The following is a 16,519-nucleotide window of genomic DNA, read 5'->3' as shown; positions in this document are numbered from 1 at the left end:
GTCACTCGAAAAAACTCCCGCCTCCCGTACAACCCTGCCCCCTCCTCATGGGTCTTCTGATCGCCAACTGCCCGTAAAGCCCAGGAAAACTCCGGGCGAATGCGAGCGGTACGCACCCCATTGACTGCGGGCGCCCTGCCAGGCGCCCCCGCATGCAGCAGGAGAATCCGGCATGCACAAGCATCTGCGACTCACCCTCGCGACGGCGTCCGTCGCCGCGCTGACGGGGGGTCTGCTCACCTTCTCGGCGGTGACGGCAACGGCCGCCGACTCGACGACCGTGCCGCACGCCGACTTCAACGGCGACGGCGTCGGCGACGTGGCCTTCTCGGCCTCGGGCGCCTATGTGAACGGCCGCAAGACCGCGGGCCAGCTCGTCACCCTGTACGGCACCGCCACCGGAGTGTCCGCCGCCAAGCGGACCACGCTCAGCCAGAACAGCGCCGGTGTCCCCGGCACCGCCGAGGCCGGGGACGCCTTCGGCGCGGAGACCGCGTACGCCGACTTCAACGGCGACGGCTACGACGACCTCGCCGTGTCCTCCCCGCTGGAGAAGGTCGGCAGCGACACCAACGGCGGCACCCTCGCCGTGCTGTGGGGCTCCGCGAGCGGCCTGACCGGCAAGGGCGTCACCGTCGCCGACCCGGCGGTCGGCGCGCACGACTACTGGGGCAAGAACCTCGCCGCCGGCGACTTCGACGGCGACGGCAAGGCCGACCTGGCCGTCGGCAACTCCTCCAGCACGGTCTACGTCTACAAGGGCGGCATCAGCGCGTCCGGCACCGCGGTGGGCGGCCGGTCCACGCTCAAGCCCCCGATCCAGTCGGGCGGCGACGCCCGTGGCCCGATCAACCTCACCGCGGGCGACGTCAACGGCGACAAGAGGACCGACCTGGTCGTCGACGGCTTCGAGACCGGGACCGACTACGGCTGGGCCAGGAACTACTACGTGCCCGGCACCGCGAGCGGCCTCGCCGTCTCCTCGGCGCAGATCGTGAAGTCGGGCGCGATCACCGCGATCGGCGACGTCAACGGCGACGGTTACGGCGACATCGTCTCCGGCGCGTACTGGAACGGCACGACGCCCGACGGCACGACCATCCCGGACTCGGCCCTCGGCGGCAAGGTGAACATCACCTACGGCACCGCGGGCGGCCCGGGCTCGACCACGGGCATCACCCAGAACTCGGGCAACGTCCCCGGCGCCTCGGAGAAGGACGACCTCTTCGGCTACGAGCTGGACCTCGGCGACATCAACGGCGACGGCTACCAGGACATCGTCGTCAGCTCCGCGGGCGAGGACCTGAACTCCGTCAAGGACACGGGCGCGGTCACCGTCCTGTACGGCTCGGCGAACGGCCTCAACACCGCTTCCGGTACGCAGTACTTCGCGCAGAGCACCGCGGGTGTGCCCGGCAGCGACGAGAAGAACGACAAGCTCGGCGCGGACGTGAAGCTCGACGACGTCAACGGCGACGGGAAGGCCGACCTGCTGGCCGGCTCGTACGAGAACGCGGGCAACGGCGCGGTGCTGTACCTGCCGTCGAACGGCGCGAAGATCACCACGACCGGCTCGCGGTCCGTCTCGCCGAGCAGCGCGGGTGTGTCGACAACGGGCACCCCGTCATTCGGCGTCAACTTCGCAGACTGACCCCGCCCAGCCCTCTCACCACCCGACGCCCCCCGCCGAGGCGGTAAGTGTCCGCTCAGTCCCGGCGACACGCCGCATGCACGGCGTGTCGCCGGGACTCAGACACCACTTGCCCTCGCCTTGCCACTACCGGAGACCTCCCTTGCGCAAGCGCTCCCTCCTCATCGCCACGACGCTCACCACCGCCCTCAGCACCGGGCTGCTGGTGGCGCTCCCCGCGACCGCCTCCGCCGCTCCCTCGGGTCTGAAGGGCGACTTCAACGGGGACGGCTTCGGTGACGTGGCCTTCGCCGCGCCGTACGCGAAGGTCGGCGACCAGGTCATGGCCGGGTACGTGGCCGTCGTCTACGGCAGCGCGACCGGGCTCGACCCGGCCAACCACACGGTGATCGACCAGAGTTCGGCCGGTGTGCCCGGCACCCCGGAGGCCGAGGACACCTTCGGTTCGGCGCTCGCGGTCGCGGACTTCGACGGCGACGGCTACGCGGACCTGGCGGTCGGCGCGTCCGGCGAGGACGTCGAGAGCGACGTCGACGGCGGCACGGTCGCCGTCCTGTGGGGCGGCACGAGCGGTGTCGCGGGCGGTACGACGGTGAAGGACCCGGCGGCCACCACGCACGACGAGTTCGGCCGCGTCCTGACGGCGGGCGACTTCGACGGCGACGGCAGGGCCGACCTGGCCGCGGGCACTACCGCCTCGCACGCGTACGTCGTCAAGGGCGGCTTCACCCGCTCCGGCACGACCGGCACCGCGCAGCGGATCGCGCTGCCCGAGACCACCCCGTACGGTGCCGACGCGATCAAGGCCGGTGACACGAACGGTGACGGGAAGGCCGACCTCGTGCTGACGTACCGGACCGAGCTGACCGGGGACGGCCCCAACAGCTGGTCCAAGGGGGTCGCGTACCTCGGCACGTCCGCCGGTCTGGAGACCTCCGTGCCACGCGGCCTTGGTGGCGGCACCAGCATCGCGATCGGTGACATCGACGGGGACGGCTACGGCGAGATCGCCCTCGGCAACGTCTTCACCGCGGAGGACGACCACTCCGGCAGCCTCGGCGGCAAGGTGACGGTGATCCGCGGTTCGGCGGGCGGCCCGGTCAACGGCGACGCGCCCATGGCCGAACTCACCCAGGACTCCCCGGGCGTGCCCGGCGCGGACGAGGAGCGCGACGGCTTCGGCAGCGCGCTCTCCATCGGTGACGTGAACGGCGACGGCTACGGCGAACTGGCCGTCGGTGTCATCTTCGAGGACATCGAGACCATCGAGGACACCGGCTCCACGGTCCTCCTCCAGGGCTCGGCGGACGGCGTCTCCGAGACCGGCGCCCGCACCCTCTCCCAGGCCTCCTCCGGCGTCCCCGGCAGCGCCGAGCCCATGGACTACTTCGGCTCCGACGTCCTCCTCACCGACGTCACGGCCGACGGCAAGGCCGACTACACGGTCTCGGCCTCCTTCGAGGGCGAGGGCGTCGGCGCGGTCACCGCGATGCTCTCCGACGGCACGGGCATCTCCCCGAACGGCGATCGCGGCTTCGGCCCCGGCGCGTTCAACCTGCCCTACACGTACGGCGCGTTCGGCGCGGGCCTCACCAACTGAGGGGACACCACATGCGTATCCGCACCACACTGACCCTCACCGCCCTCCTGGCGGCGGGGGTCACCCCGCTGGCCCTGGCACCCGAAGCCTTCGCCGCTCCGGCGAAGTTCGCGGACGACTTCAACGGGGACGGTTACCGGGACCTCGTCGTGGGCGCCCCGGACGCCACCGTCTCGGGCAGGTCGGGGGCAGGCGCCGTCGTCGTCCTGTACGGCTCGGCGTCCGGACCCGGCAAGGGCAAGAAGCAGCTGATCTCCCAGAACAGCAGTGGAGTCGAGGGCGCGGCGGAGGCGTACGACGCCTTCGGCCACTCGGTGTCCTCCGCCGACCTCGACGTCGACGGCTACGCGGACCTGCTCGTCGGAGCGCCCTACGAGGACGTGACCGGAGCGCGCACCCGTGGCAGCGTCACCGTCCTGTGGGGCGGCGCCCAGGGCCTCAAGAACAGCGCGGTCCTGCCGACGCCGAGCCCGTCCGCGGACGGGGACACCAGCGGCTGCTCGTACGGCACCGGAATCGCGGCGGTCAATCCGAAGGCCGCCCCCGGGCGCCCCCGGGTCTCCGTGGCGGGCTGGTGCGCGAGCATCGGCATGACCGGCCCGTTCACCCGGACCGGCAAGCCGGCCGCCCACAGCCTGGGGACGGACACCCCCTCGCTCGATGACACGGCCCTGGGCGACCTCGACGGCAGCGGACGCCCCGAGGAGATCGCCGTCAGCGTGGGCCTGTCCGACCACCCCTCCGGGGGTGTGTACGTCGCCCCGTCGACACGGCAGCCTCCGCTGTCCACCGACGGCGACAACGTGGCCGTCGGCGACGTGAACGGCGACGGCTACGGCGACCTGGTCGTCGGCGACCCCTCCGACACGGTCATCGACGGGACGCCGCAGGAGGGCACCGGCCACAAGGGCGGCCAGATCGCGGTCTGGCCGGGCGGAGCCCGCGGTGTCGACCCGGCCGCCGAGCCGATCCTGATCCACCAGGACACCCCGGGCGTACCGGGCGCCGCGGAGTCCAACGACTACTTCGGCGCCGACGTGAGCGTCGCGGACGTCAACGGCGACGGCTTCGGCGACATCGCGGTGGGCGTACCCGGCGAGAACCTCGGCTCCGTCCGGGACGCCGGGTCGGTGATCCTCGTCCCCGGCCGGGCGGGCGGGCCCACGGGCGCCGGTTCCACCACGATCACCCAGAACTCCGCCGCCGTCCCGGGAGCCACCGAGAAGGGTGACACCTTCGGCTCGACCGTGCGCCTCGCGGATCTCACCAAGGACGGCAGGCCCGACCTCGTGATCGGCGCGTCCGGCGAGAACAACAGCACAGGTGGCATCTGGGTGTTCAAGGGCACCGCGAGCGGCCCGGCCCTCAGGAACTCGTACAGCGTCATGGGCAACACGGTGGGGCTCCCCAAGGAGCACTACACCAACTGGTCCTCGGTGCTCGCACCCTGATCCCGGCACCGGTGCGCCCCGACGAGGACTCGGTCGGGGCACGCCCTACGAACGCACACATGTTCGCCAGATGTGTACAACCCTCGCGCACCTCCAGAGGTCTCCTGTGCACCGGCCATATGTCCTGAACCAGCCATACATCCGAAGCCGGGCACACCTTCCGTCACTCTTGGAGATCTCTTGCGAAAGCGCACCTGCCTCCTGGCCGCCACCCTGCTCGTCTCCGGCCTGACCCCGCTCGCCCTGGCCGCCCCGGCCTCCGCGGCCGCCGCCAAGTACGTCGACGACTTCAACGGCGACGGATACCGCGACCTCGCCGTCGGCGACCGCGGTGCCAAGGTCGGCGAAGCGGAGAACGCGGGCGCGGTCGTCGTCATATGGGGCACGGCCAAGGGCCTGGACCCGTCCAGACGCACGGTCGTCACCCAGAACAGCCCGGGCATCCCCGGCGCGGCGGAGACGAACGACTACTTCGGTACGGACGTCACGACGGCCGACCTGAACGGGGACGGGTACGCGGACGTCGTCGCCACCGCGATCGGCGAGACCAACGACGGCCGCTCCGGCGCGTTCACCGTGCTGTGGGGCTCCAAGTCCGGTCTCACCCGCGGCAGTTCGTACATGAACCCCCTCTACAAGGACCGCGCCTTCGCCAAGGACATCGCGGTCGGCGACTTCAACGCGGACGGCAAGCCGGACGTGGTCGCCGTCGACTCCGAGAACATCCTGTTCATGCGCGGCCCGTTCACCACGTCCGGCTCCCACGGCAAGGTGACCGACTTCGACCCGCGCGGCGGCGAGGAGATCACTCCGGAGACCGTGGTCGCCGGGAAGGTCACCAAGGACGGCACCGTCGACTTCGCGGTCCTCGGCAGTGAATGGGACACGGCCGTCGGGGCGTTTCGGGACACCGTCTGGTTCTACAAGGGCGGCTCCGGCACCCCGAAGCGGACCAAGACCGTCAAGCTCCCGTCCTCCACGACCCTCGTGTCGAGCGGCGCGGCGATCGCCGACTTCGACAAGAACGGATACGGCGACCTGGCGATCGGTGCCGAGCGCGCGGGCACCGGCGGCGCCGTGTACGTCCTGCCCGGCACCTCGACGGGCCCCAGCGGCTCGGTGAGGACCATCACCCAGGCCACGTCCGGCGTGCCCGGCACCCCGGAGACCGGCGACGACTTCGGCGGCGACGTCTCGGCCGCCGACACCAACGGCGACGGCTACGCCGACCTCGCCGTGGGCACCCCCGGCGAGATCATCGCCGCGCCGACCTCCGCCGACGCGGGCGTCTCCGTCAAGGCGGGCGGCCCGCCGCCCCGCATGGCCGCCGGCGCGGTCACCGTCCTGCGCGGCAGCGCCTCCGGCCTCACCGGCAAGAACGCCCGCGCCTACGACTACAACACCGCGGGCATCGAGGGCGAACCCGGCGAGCGGGCCGCCTTCGGCCACTCGGTCAGCCTCCGCGACTACACCCGCGACGGCCGCGCCGAACTGCTCGCCGCGGCCCCGTCGACACCGCAGCGCCTGCACCTCCTCCCGGGCACCGCATCGGGCCCCACGGGCACCGGCTCCAAGGTCCTGACGCTCGCGAGCCTGGGCCAGACCACTCTCACCAACTTCTGGGCCGAGCTGGCTGACTAAACGGTGCTTCAGAAGGTGATCCCCTGGTCGGCCGACCGCAAGAGGTAGTAGGCGGGCGGCCAACCGGGTGGCCACCACGCGGTTCGCGTCGGTAGTCGTGTCGGCGCAGCCCAGTATTCGATCTATGAAAACTCTGTTCGAGATCGGACGACTCGGCCTCTCCGCCGCAGCGAGCATCGCGCTGATCGTCATGCCGGCACCCGCCGCATCGGCATCCGCCAAGGCCACCGCAGCGCCCGCGAAGGCCACTACGGCCGCACCCCCGAGCGCGTGTCAAACGGTAAAGAACTACAGCAAGTACAAGCGGCGGTGGATGAAGGCGGAATCCTGCCTGCGGGTCAAGGACGGCAAGCCCGCGATGTACTTCTGGGCCGAGTGCCAGATCCAGGACAAGACCACCGCCTATACGTGGCACTACGAGAGCTGCACCGTCAGAGCGATCTACACGCTGAGCAAGGACGGGAAGCAGCTGGCCGACGGACGGTTCAACTACTCGTCCATCACGGACGGCCCCCACGACGCCTACGTGGCGTACGACTGCCAGGGACCCGGGACCTACACCCTGCGCGCCGAGCAGAACTCCTACGCCAACAACGCCTTCGGTGAGGACGACCCGGCATACACCGAGGTCACCGTGTCCGCCAACGGCTGCTGAACCGACCGCCCACCATCGGCCGCGCTGCGGCTACCCTCGGAGTCATCAAGTTTGACTACCGTGACTTCCCGAGGGAGCCGCATGGCCAACGAGGTAACCATCCCCCTGCTGCCCTGCCGGTCGATCGACGAGATCACCGAGTTCTACGGCACGTTGGGCTTCACCACGACCTACCGGCAGACCCGCCCCAACCCCTACGTCTGCGTCCAACGCGAGGACCTCCAACTGCACTTCGCCGGCATCGAGGGCTTCGACCCCGAGCAGTCGTACGGCTCGTGCGTGGTGATCGTCCCCGACACCGGGGCCCTCCACCGGGCCTTCGCCGAGGCCATGCGGGCGGCCTACGGCAAGGTGCTCATCTCCGGCATCCCCCGCATGACCAGCCCCCGCCAGCGCAAGAACACCGGCAAGAGGTCCGGCTTCAGCGTCGTCGACCCGGGCGGCAACTGGATCCGCTTCTTCCCGGCGACGGAGGACGAGGAGACGCCCACCGGGACCCCGCACCCCAAGGGCAGGCTCGCCAAGGCCCTGGAGTACTCGATCGTCCTCGGCGACTCCAAGGGAGACACCCCCGAGGCCGCCCGCTTCCTGGACACGGCACTCACGCGCGACCGCGAAGCCGCCCACCCCGTCGAGCTGGTCGAGGCCCTCGTCTACCGCGCGGAACTGGCACTCCGACTGGAGGACCCACCCCTGGCCCGCGCACTCCTGACCGAGGTCGACGGTGTCCCGCTGGGGGCCGCCGAGCGCGCCCGCCTCGCCAACACCCTTGCTGTGGCGGGGGAGTTGGAGGGATCACTGCCGCCTACGGGCCCTACGGGCGAAGGTGCCGTATGAGGGCGGCGAGCCCGGCCCCGGTGGCGGCTATGACGGTGTCGGGCTCGTCGCTTTCGCGGAGGAGGAGGGCGTCTTGGCGTGCGGCGAGTTCCACGCAGTCGTCACTGTCACCCCCGCCGGAGAAGGAGGACTTCTGCCAGGCTTCCTGTGCCATGTCGAGGCCTTTCACATCCGCTGAAGGAGGTGGTGGATGAAATCCCTTGACTCTACGACGCCCAGGGCCACCTTCTCGATCGTGCGAAGCATCGCCCGATAGCGGTTGAGCTGAGCCTCCGCGTCCAGGTAGGCACCCCCGTGCTTGGTGTCCACCAGGACGGTGTCCAACTGCGGAACGGGGCCACTCGCGTACACCAGCGGGGCGCTGATCCCAGCAAATCCGTCCACGTCGAACGGCACAACGCGCACGGTCACTTGGGGTCGTTCCGACTGCTCCAGGACGTGCAGCAACTGGCTCCGGGCAACCTTGCTGTCTGCAGCTCGGATCCGCAGCGCGGCTTCGTGAATCACGGCTTCGTAGGCGACCTCACCCAGGACCTCCTGGCGCCGCAGCCGATAGCGCACCCGTGCTTCGCGCTGCTCTTCGGAGAGCAACGGCACCGACGAGGCGAAGATGCCCCGCATCTGCCCCTCCGTCTGCAACAGCCCGGGCATGTGCACGGTCTGGAACGTCCTCAACTCGGCCGCGTGATGCTCCAGTTCGGCCACGTTCAGGTACCCAGCCGGCACCTTCCCCCGACAGTCTTCCCACCAGCCGCGCCCCTTCTCGGCCGCCATGGCCACCAGCGCCTCGACAAGGGCGGCGTCATCACACGCGTACTGGTCGGCCAGATGCCGCACCCGCTCCGCGCTCACCCCGACGCGGCCCGCCTCGGTCATGGAGATCTTGCTCTCGGCGATCCCGGACGCCTGCGCCGCCTCCCTTGCGGTCAGCCCCGCCCGCTCCCGGAGCTTTCGCAGCTCCGCACCGAGCCGTTGCTGGCGCGCGGTGACGATGCTTCTTGCAGGCATACGGCCCTTCCTTCCCGGCAGTTGGGACTCCGAGTATTCCAGTTCACCTTGACCGGGGTGATACATCACCCCTACCGTAAGTGACGCAACGAACACTCCTCGGAGCGGAAGTGCATCCCCCGCCATGTCATGCCATGCCGGGCCCGACAGAGCCACCACTCCGGTCCCCCACCACCCCCCACCAGGAGACCCGTATGCCCACGCCCGCCCCCTGGGAGTACACCCTCTACATCCCCCACGACCCCCGAGCCGTAGGCATCTGCCGCCGCGCCCTCCGCGACATCCTCACCAGCCACCACCTCCCCACCCTCGTCGAACCGGCGGAGCTGCTCGCCTCCGAGCTCCTCGGGAACGCCATCCGGCACACCGAGGGCCCCGCCGCCCTGAAGCTCAGACGGTCGGGGACCTCGTTCCGGCTCGGCGCGTGGGACACGGACCCCGCCCCGCCGACCGAGAAGCCGCAGGACGACGAGACGGGCCGCGGCCTGCGGATCGTGCGCGCGTACGCCGACGACTGGGGCTGGTTCCAGGTCAACGGCACGGCGGGCAAGTACGTATGGTGCGAACTCGGCACGAAAGCCGAATAGCGCGGATAATCGAAACGTCGGCCATAAGACGCCAGGCAAAGGAAAGGCGGCGATCACGATGGCTGAACACCCGCACGCAATGCTCGTCCGCAAGGGCTATGACGCTTTCACCAGGGGTGACATGGACACCCTGCGCGGCATGATGGCATCGGACTGTACGCACCACGTACCCGGTAGTCACATGCTCTCCGGCGACTACAAAGGGCAGAACGCGGTCATGGAGCTGTACGGCCGGCTCTTCGCGGAGACCGACGGGACCTTCCAGGTCGAGCTGAGCCACATACTCGTCGACGGCCGGGGCCACGCGGTCTCGATGCACCGCTACACGGCCGAACGCAACGGCAAGCGGATCGAGCAGAACGGCTGCCTCATCTTCCGGATCGTCGGGGACAAGATGACGGACATCGACGAATGCCAGGAGGACATGGAGAAGGAAGCCGAGTTCTGGGCCTGACGCGCCACCGAACGCACACGCCCGAGCGAACGCACACGCCCCAGCGAACGCGCACGCGGCAAGGAACGCGCCCGCGGCCACAACCCCTGGCGACCTCCAGGTGTCACACAGGTGAACCGCAGTTCCCGGTCACCACCCTGGAGCCCCCGTGCACATACGGACGTACGCACTCGCCGCCACCGTAGCCGCGGCGGTCACCGCGGGCCTGACGCTCGCGCCCACCGCGGTCGCGGCCCAACCCTCCCCCACCACAAGCGACTTCAACGGCGACGGCTACGCGGACCTCGCCGTCGGAGTGCCGAACGGAGCCGTCGGCGGCAAGGCGAAGGCCGGGTACGTCAACGTCGTGTGGGGCGGTCCGAAGGGGCTGGGCTCCCGCGGCAGCATCCGGGTCAGCCAGGCCACCGCCGAGGTGCCCGGCAGCCCGGAGAAGGGCGACCGGTTCGGCGCCTCCGTGGTGCTGGAGGACCTCAACGGCGACGGCATCGCGGAGCTGCTCGTCGGCGCCCCCGGCGAGGACGTCACCGACCGTGGTGTGGACGCGGGCATGGTCACCGTCGTGGGCGGCGCGAAGGGCGGCCCGAGCCACGGGTCCACGGCCCTCACCGGCCCGGCGGCGTCGGCGGCGTACGGCGGGTCGGTCGCGGCGGCCGATCTGACCGGGGACGGCAGCAGGGACATCGTGATCGGCGGCCGGGACAGGGTCGTGCTGCGGACCGCCGACGGCATCCTCACCACCGTCCTCGACGCCCCCATGGGCGGCCGCGCCCCGATCCTCGCCACCGGCGACTTCACCGCCGACGGCACGGCGGACCTGGCCCTGGCGTACTGGACGGTCGACGCCCCGTTCACCCAGTCGCACGTACGGCTGTGGGCCTGGGACGCGGCGGAGGAGGGCATGGCCAACACCTGGAACACCGACAACGCCGGTGTCTCGGCCCTCGCCGCCGGTGACTTCGACGGCGACGGCAACGACGACCTGGCCCTCGGCGAGTGCCGCGAGATCGCCGACGAGAACATCGACGACCCGTGCGGCCCGGAAAAGTTCGCGAAGGGCGGCGGCATCCACATCCACTACGGCAGCGGCCCGGACGGCTCCTTCGGGCACCGCGCGCAGACCCTCGCCCAGGACACGGTCGGTGTGCCGGGCGTCGCCGAGACCGGCGACCGCTTCGGCGCCTCCCTGGCCGTCGCGGACGTGAACCGCGACGGCCGCGACGACCTGGTCGCGGGCGCCCCCGGCGAGGCGATCGGCACCCGGGCGGGCGCGGGCGCCGCGACCCTCCTGTTCGGCGGCGCGACCGGCCTCGTCGACGCCCACGGGGAGGGCCACTCCGTCGCGTACAACCAGGACACCGCGCGCGTCCCGGGCGTCGCGGAGGCGGGCGACGCCTTCGGTGCCGCCGTCGCGACCGGTGACTACGATCACGACGGCAGGGCGGACATCGCGGTCGGCTCCCCCGGTGAGAACGCGAGGTCCGGCGGCGTATGGGTGCTCCCCCGCGCGAGCGCCGACGGCTCCTACACGGTCACGCCCGCGCGGCTCGCCCTCCCGGCGGTGGCCGGCGGACTCGCGTACGGCCAAACCCTGAGCAGCCACTGAAAAGTCCCCGAGAATATCCCCGAAGGACCCATGAAAGTCCTCTGGGAAGTCCCTTAGAAGTCCCTTAGGGGATGTCACAGCTCAGCAGCAAAGCCGGGCCCGTTGCCCCGGGCCCGGCACGTCACTGGGCGGGACCAGGTACGTTCGATTACGTGGCTGGATTCAGGATCGGACGCGGCCGGGACAACCGCACGCAGCAGGCGCAACCGCAGCAACAGGCGCGGCAGCAGCCTTACGGACAGCAGGCCCCCCAGGGCGGCCCGTCGTACGGCTATCCCCCCGCGCCTCAGCCGTACCCGCAGCAGCATCAGCAGCAGCCGCGGTACGGCAATGGCGGCGGTGGCGGTGGCAACGGGCCGCAGCAGTGGCCCCAGGCGAACGGGCACGGTGAGCCGGAGTACTTCGGCGACCACGACCATCACGGTCAGGGTCAGGGTCAGGGCCAGAGCCCGGACCCGTACGCGGCGAACCAGCCGGGTCACACCACGGCGTTCTCCGTCGGCGAGGACCCGTACAACCCGGGCGGGACGTACCACGCGGGCCAGACGACCGCGCCCCCGGTGGGCCCGCGGCTGCACTGGAAGGAACTGCTGACCGGCGTCGTCATGCGCCCGAACCAGACCTTCCTGCAGATGCGCGACTACACGATGTGGGGCCCCGCCCTCGTCGTGACGTTCCTCTACGGCCTGCTGGCGGTCTTCGGCTTCGACGGCGCCCGCGCGGACGCCATAAACGCCACCCTGTCCAACGCGGTACCCATCGTCCTGACGACGGCGATCGCGATCGTCCTCAGCGCGTTCATCCTGGGCGTGGTCACGCACACCCTCGCCCGCCAGCTCGGCGGCGACGGCGCCTGGCAGCCCACGGTCGGCCTCTCCATGCTGATCATGTCGCTCACGGACGCGCCGCGACTGGTCGTCGCGATGTTCGCGGGCGGCGACGCGCCGTTCGTGCAGCTGCTGGGCTGGGCGACCTGGGTCGCGGCCGGTCTGCTCTTCACGCTGATGGTCAAGAAGTCGCACGACCTGCCGTGGCCCAAGGCCCTCGGAGCGTCGGCCATCCAGCTGATCGCCCTGCTGTCGATCATCAAGCTCGGTACGTTCTAGGCACCGTTTCAGGCACCCTCCGAGCGGCTCCCGGGCGTCGTCCTAGGCGTCGCCCCGGGGCCAGTGCGCCGGCTCGATGTTCTGGTTGGCGTGGAAGAGGTTGTGCGGGTCGTACGTCCGCTTCACCTCGGCGAGCCGGTCGTAGTGGTCGCGGTAGGTGGCCCTGACCCGCTCCTGGCCCTCACCCGGCCCGATGAAGTTCACGTACGCACCGCCCATCGAGTACGGGTGCAGCTCCTCGCGGTAGTCCGTGCACCACTGCTTGATGAGCCCGGCGTTGTCCGGGTCCGGGTCGATGCCCGCGAAGACGCCCGACCAGACGGCGTCGCGGTAGGCCCACGCCGTGTCGAAGGAGCCGACCCGGGAGGCGGCCCCGTCGACCGGGTAGAGGTGCATGGTCGACAGGTCGGTCGGCAGGTTCTCCCCGTACTTGAGGTGGATGTCCACGGCCTCGTCGGTGATCCGGTCGAAGAAGTCGCCGCTCCAGTACCACTGCAGGCCCTTGGGGATCAGCTCGTCGAACATGGTCTGCAGCGCCGGGTACGGCATCGGGCTGGTGAAGTGGAAGGCCGGCCGCCCGGCGTCGTTCACCACCGCGAGCGTCTCGTCCAGCAGCGCCAGGTCACCGGTCCAGCACCACACGACGGCGCACATCCTGTGCCCGTGCAGCTCCTCGGGGAACGGCGGCCCCGGCGGCACGGCGAGCACCGCGTAGAAACCGCTCAGGTCCTCGGGCGCCTGCGGCAGGAACTCCCGGTACCAGCGCAGCACTTCACGCGTGTGATCGACCGGCCAGACCGTGATGCCGACGCCCACGGAGTGCACCGGGTGCAGCCGGTAGGTGAAGGACGTGACGATCCCGAAGTTCCCGCCTCCGCCGCGCAGCGCCCAGAAGAGATCCGGGTACGAGGTCTCGCTCGCCGTGACGAAGCTGCCGTCGGCGAGCACGACGTCCGCGGAGATCAGGTTGTCGATCGTGAGCCCGTACTTGCGGGTGAGGTGGCCGTGTCCGCCACCGAGGGTCAGGCCGCCGACGCCCGTCGTCGACATGATCCCGGCGGGGGTGGCGAGGCCGAAGGCGTGCGCCGCGTGGTCCAGGTCGCCGAGCGTGCTGCCACCGCCGACCTGCGCGGTCCTCGCGACCGGGTCGACGCGTACCCACCGCATCGGTGACAGGTCGAGGGTGACGCCGCCGTCCACCAGGCACAGTCCCGGGCCGCTGTGTCCGCCGCCGCGCACGGCGAGTTCGAGCCCGTGGTCGCGGACGAAGTCGACCGCGTTCATCACGTCCCCGGCGTCCGCGCACCGCACGAAGGCGGCCGGCCGCCGGTCGATCATCGCGTTGTAGATCGCCCGGGCCTCGTCGTACGCCGCCGAATCCTCAGGTGCGATGACCGGCCCGCGCAGTCCGGTCCGCATCGCCTCCAGGACCGTACCGTCCATGACGCCCGTGCCGCCGCTGCTGGTGTTGCCCGTGCTGCTGCCGGTGCTGCCGCCCATGACGATCGCTCTCCTCCGCGAGGCCCGGTAGGTACGGTCCGTCCGCGATCGCACGTTTCATCCGCCCCAGGGCCGATATGTCAAGGGTCTCGCCGCTCGCCGGGACTGGCAATCGCGGGCGGGGTGCCCGGGCCGAGAGAGGGGAGCACCATGGAGCCATGGACGGCGGCAGCGACAGCGGCACGGACGGCAGCCCGGACCGCGGCACGGACGGACATGGACGGACGCGCGGGGCCGGCTCACTGGCCGAGGTCAGTACACCGGGCCGCGTGGCCGGACCCGACGAGGACATCAGCCACGAGGAGCTGGCCCTCGCGGCCCGCAACCACGGCCTTCTCCTGGAGGCGCTGCGCCATGACGTGACCCCGCCCGGCCTGCACTACGTACTGGTCCACTACGACATCCCCTACATCCCGCCCGCCGAAGCCGACACCTGGACGCTCACGGTGGGCGGCCTGGTCCGGGAGCCCCTGGTCCTGGACCTGTCCGCCCTGTACTCCCTCCCGCCCGTCACCCACCGCGTGACCATGGAGTGCGCGGGCAACGGCCGGGCCCGCCTCACCCCGCGCCCCGTGAGCCAGCCCTGGCTCGTCGAGGCGGTCGGCACGGCGGACTGGACCGGCGTACCCCTGCGGACGCTGCTCGCCGAGGCCGGGGTCGGGCCGGACGCCGTCGAGGCGGTCTTCACGGGCGCCGACCACGGCGTGGAACGCGGCGTCGAGCAGGACTACCGCCGCAGCCTGACGCTCAAGGACGCCACCGCCGCCGACCGGGAGGCCCTGGTGGCGTACGAGATGAACGGCGCCCCGCTGCCACCGCAGCACGGGTATCCGCTCCGGCTGGTGGTCCCCGGCTGGTACGGCATGGGGAATGTGAAGTGGCTGCGGGACATCACACTCACCGACACCCCGTTCACCGGCTTCCAGCAGTCGGTGGCGTACCGCTTCCGCCAGGCCCCCGACGAGCCCGGCGACCCGGTCACCCGCATCGCCCCGCGCGCGCTGATGCTCCCGCCCGGCTTCCCGGACTTCATGTCCCGCACGAGGGTCGTACGCCCCGGTCCACGGCGGCTGGAGGGCCGCGCCTGGTCGGGCCACGCCCCGGTGACGAAGGTCGAGGTCAGCACGGACGACGGCCGCTCCTGGCAGGAGGCGGAACTCGACCCGCCGGACGGCCGTCCGGGCCACGCCTGGTCCTGGCGCCACTGGGAGGCGCCCTGGACGGCGACCCCCGGCACCCACGTCCTGACGGCCCGGGCCACAGACTCCGCGGGCAACACCCAGCCGGTCACGCAGCCCTGGAACCGGGGAGGCTTCGGAAACAACCTGGTGCAGCGGATTCCCGTACTGTGCGCGGAGGTTGACGGGCCGTCAGCCACACACTCCCGCTCGGCGTGACGGTGGCGAGGGCACGCCGGCCGGGACGGTCGTGGTGGGGCTCGGGCCGGTCACGGTGGGGCTGCGGACGACTGAGGAGAACCACACCCCGGGCAGCCGCCACGGCACCGGCGAGGGCGATCAGGGTGCCGGTCGTGCCGTACTGGAAGCCCTCGCCGAGCAGGCCGATGCCGATGACGGACGCGGCGACCGGGTTGACGAGGGTGAGCAGGGCCAGCGGACCGCCGAGGCCACTGCGGTACGCCTTCTGGGAGAGCAGCAGCCCGCCCGATGCGAACGCGACGGTGAGGACCGCGACCACCGCCACGTTCCAGGACGGCGTCGGCCCGACGGCGAGCTTCTGCGCCAGCGTGGAGCCGACCCCGGAGGCGACACCGGAGGCCGCGGCGAAGGCGAGACCACCTAGGGCGGAACCACCCGAGGCGAAGCGGACGATCACCGCGATGACGCCGAAGGCGACGAGCGCGACCCCGAGAACCTCGCCGGTCCCCAGAGTGTCGTCCGGCGCGTGCCCGGAGGCGGTGGCCGCCAGCAGCGCGGTCAGCCCGACAAGAGTCAGGGCCATGCCGCGCCACTGCGCACCCGAGGTCCGCCGCCGGGCGGCGAGCGAACCAAGAGGCACCGCCACCACGAGGGTCAGCGCCCCGAGCGGCTGCACGAGGGTCAACGGCCCGTACCGCAGCGCGACCACGTGTAGCAGCGCGCCGGAGGCGTTGAGCCCGACGGCCCCCCACCACGAGCCGCGGGCGAGCGTGCCGCGCAGGTCGGCCGTACCGGCCGCGGTCCGCTCCTGAACCACGGCGGCCGCCGCGTAACAGAACGCTGAGACCAGGGAGAGCGCGAGTGCGAGAACCACAGGACTGCTCACCATCGTGACCCGCCCCCCTGCACCCGCGATCGATACGAAACGGTTTCGTACACGAGCCGAACGCTACGGGGGCCATTAACGAAACGCAAGCGTTTTTTTAACGACAGGAAAAACCGCCCAGGGCGACAAGCCCTGAGCGGCACAGACGAACAACGGGCACC

The 16,519-nt window shown here is 71.0% G+C and carries 15 protein-coding genes; 11 read left to right on the top strand and 4 right to left on the bottom strand.

The genetic code is table 11. The features are described 5' to 3' along the window. Positions 1–172 precede the first annotated feature (172 nt). From ACH4YP_RS12085 to ACH4YP_RS12060, 6 genes are all read left to right on the top strand, one after another. Positions 173–1,651 (top strand): VCBS repeat-containing protein, encoded by a 1,479-nt coding sequence (locus ACH4YP_RS12085; protein WP_361067855.1) that lies wholly within the window; start codon positions 173–175, stop codon positions 1,649–1,651. Between the two features lie 142 nt (positions 1,652–1,793). Further along, entirely contained in the window at positions 1,794–3,251 is a 1,458-nt protein-coding gene (locus ACH4YP_RS12080; protein WP_398490461.1) for a VCBS repeat-containing protein, read from the top strand. A gap of 11 nt (positions 3,252–3,262) precedes the next feature. Next, on the top strand, positions 3,263–4,702 hold the full coding sequence (locus ACH4YP_RS12075) for a VCBS repeat-containing protein (protein WP_398490460.1): 1,440 nt from the start codon (positions 3,263–3,265) through the stop codon (positions 4,700–4,702). Between the two features lie 180 nt (positions 4,703–4,882). After that, positions 4,883–6,343 carry an FG-GAP-like repeat-containing protein gene (locus ACH4YP_RS12070; RefSeq protein ID WP_398490459.1) on the top strand — a complete coding sequence of 487 codons (1,461 nt, stop codon included), beginning with the start codon at positions 4,883–4,885 and terminating at the stop codon, positions 6,341–6,343. Between the two features lie 124 nt (positions 6,344–6,467). Beyond that, entirely contained in the window at positions 6,468–6,998 is a 531-nt protein-coding gene (locus ACH4YP_RS12065) for a hypothetical protein (RefSeq protein WP_361067867.1), read from the top strand. 81 nt (positions 6,999–7,079) lie between these two features. Further along, on the top strand, positions 7,080–7,835 hold the full coding sequence (locus tag ACH4YP_RS12060) for a VOC family protein (RefSeq protein ID WP_398490458.1): 756 nt from the start codon (positions 7,080–7,082) through the stop codon (positions 7,833–7,835). Here ACH4YP_RS12060 and ACH4YP_RS12055 read toward each other — a convergent pair. After that, the gene (locus tag ACH4YP_RS12055; RefSeq protein WP_361067873.1) at positions 7,813–7,989 is read right to left on the bottom strand and encodes a DUF397 domain-containing protein; all 177 of its coding nucleotides are present in this window, start codon (positions 7,987–7,989) and stop codon (positions 7,813–7,815) included. The two genes, ACH4YP_RS12060 and ACH4YP_RS12055, sit on opposite strands and share 23 nt — an antisense overlap. A gap of 11 nt (positions 7,990–8,000) precedes the next feature. Further along, on the bottom strand, positions 8,001–8,843 hold the full coding sequence (locus ACH4YP_RS12050; RefSeq protein ID WP_398490457.1) for a helix-turn-helix domain-containing protein: 843 nt from the start codon (positions 8,841–8,843) through the stop codon (positions 8,001–8,003). A gap of 194 nt (positions 8,844–9,037) precedes the next feature. On the opposite strand from ACH4YP_RS12050, the gene ACH4YP_RS12045 reads away from it, so the two are divergent. The 4 genes from ACH4YP_RS12045 to ACH4YP_RS12030 all read left to right on the top strand — a co-directional run bounded on the left by ACH4YP_RS12045 (position 9,038) and on the right by ACH4YP_RS12030 (position 12,593). Further along, on the top strand, positions 9,038–9,430 hold the full coding sequence (locus ACH4YP_RS12045; protein ID WP_361067879.1) for an ATP-binding protein: 393 nt from the start codon (positions 9,038–9,040) through the stop codon (positions 9,428–9,430). Positions 9,431–9,488: 58 nt separating this feature from the next. Beyond that, positions 9,489–9,884, top strand: coding sequence for a nuclear transport factor 2 family protein (locus ACH4YP_RS12040; RefSeq protein WP_398490456.1), 396 nt, complete (start codon positions 9,489–9,491; stop codon positions 9,882–9,884). Positions 9,885–10,032: 148 nt separating this feature from the next. Beyond that, a complete protein-coding gene (locus ACH4YP_RS12035; RefSeq protein ID WP_398490455.1) occupies positions 10,033–11,487 on the top strand; it encodes an FG-GAP-like repeat-containing protein in 1,455 nt (484 codons plus the stop codon). A 71-nt stretch (positions 11,488–11,558) separates the two neighbouring features. Beyond that, positions 11,559–12,593 (top strand): Yip1 family protein, encoded by a 1,035-nt coding sequence (locus ACH4YP_RS12030; RefSeq protein ID WP_398490454.1) that lies wholly within the window; start codon positions 11,559–11,561, stop codon positions 12,591–12,593. Between the two features lie 42 nt (positions 12,594–12,635). Here ACH4YP_RS12030 and ACH4YP_RS12025 read toward each other — a convergent pair whose 3' ends face one another. Further along, complete coding sequence (locus ACH4YP_RS12025; RefSeq protein ID WP_398490551.1) at positions 12,636–14,036, bottom strand: FAD-binding oxidoreductase; 1,401 nt, start codon at positions 14,034–14,036, stop codon at positions 12,636–12,638. 215 nt (positions 14,037–14,251) lie between these two features. On the opposite strand from ACH4YP_RS12025, the gene ACH4YP_RS12020 reads away from it, so the two are divergent. Further along, the gene (locus tag ACH4YP_RS12020) at positions 14,252–15,490 is read left to right on the top strand and encodes a sulfite oxidase (protein ID WP_398490453.1); all 1,239 of its coding nucleotides are present in this window, start codon (positions 14,252–14,254) and stop codon (positions 15,488–15,490) included. Here ACH4YP_RS12020 and ACH4YP_RS12015 read toward each other — a convergent pair. Further along, entirely contained in the window at positions 15,381–16,361 is a 981-nt protein-coding gene (locus ACH4YP_RS12015) for a hypothetical protein (RefSeq protein WP_398490452.1), read from the bottom strand. The two genes, ACH4YP_RS12020 and ACH4YP_RS12015, sit on opposite strands and share 110 nt — an antisense overlap. Between the last annotated feature and the right edge of the window lie 158 nt (positions 16,362–16,519).

Source organism: Streptomyces sp. NPDC020747, assembly GCF_044334695.1.
In the GTDB taxonomy this organism is placed as follows: domain Bacteria; phylum Actinomycetota; class Actinomycetes; order Streptomycetales; family Streptomycetaceae; genus Streptomyces.
Note: the sequence above shows the minus strand (reverse complement) of the source record. Positions and strands in the feature narration are given on the sequence as shown.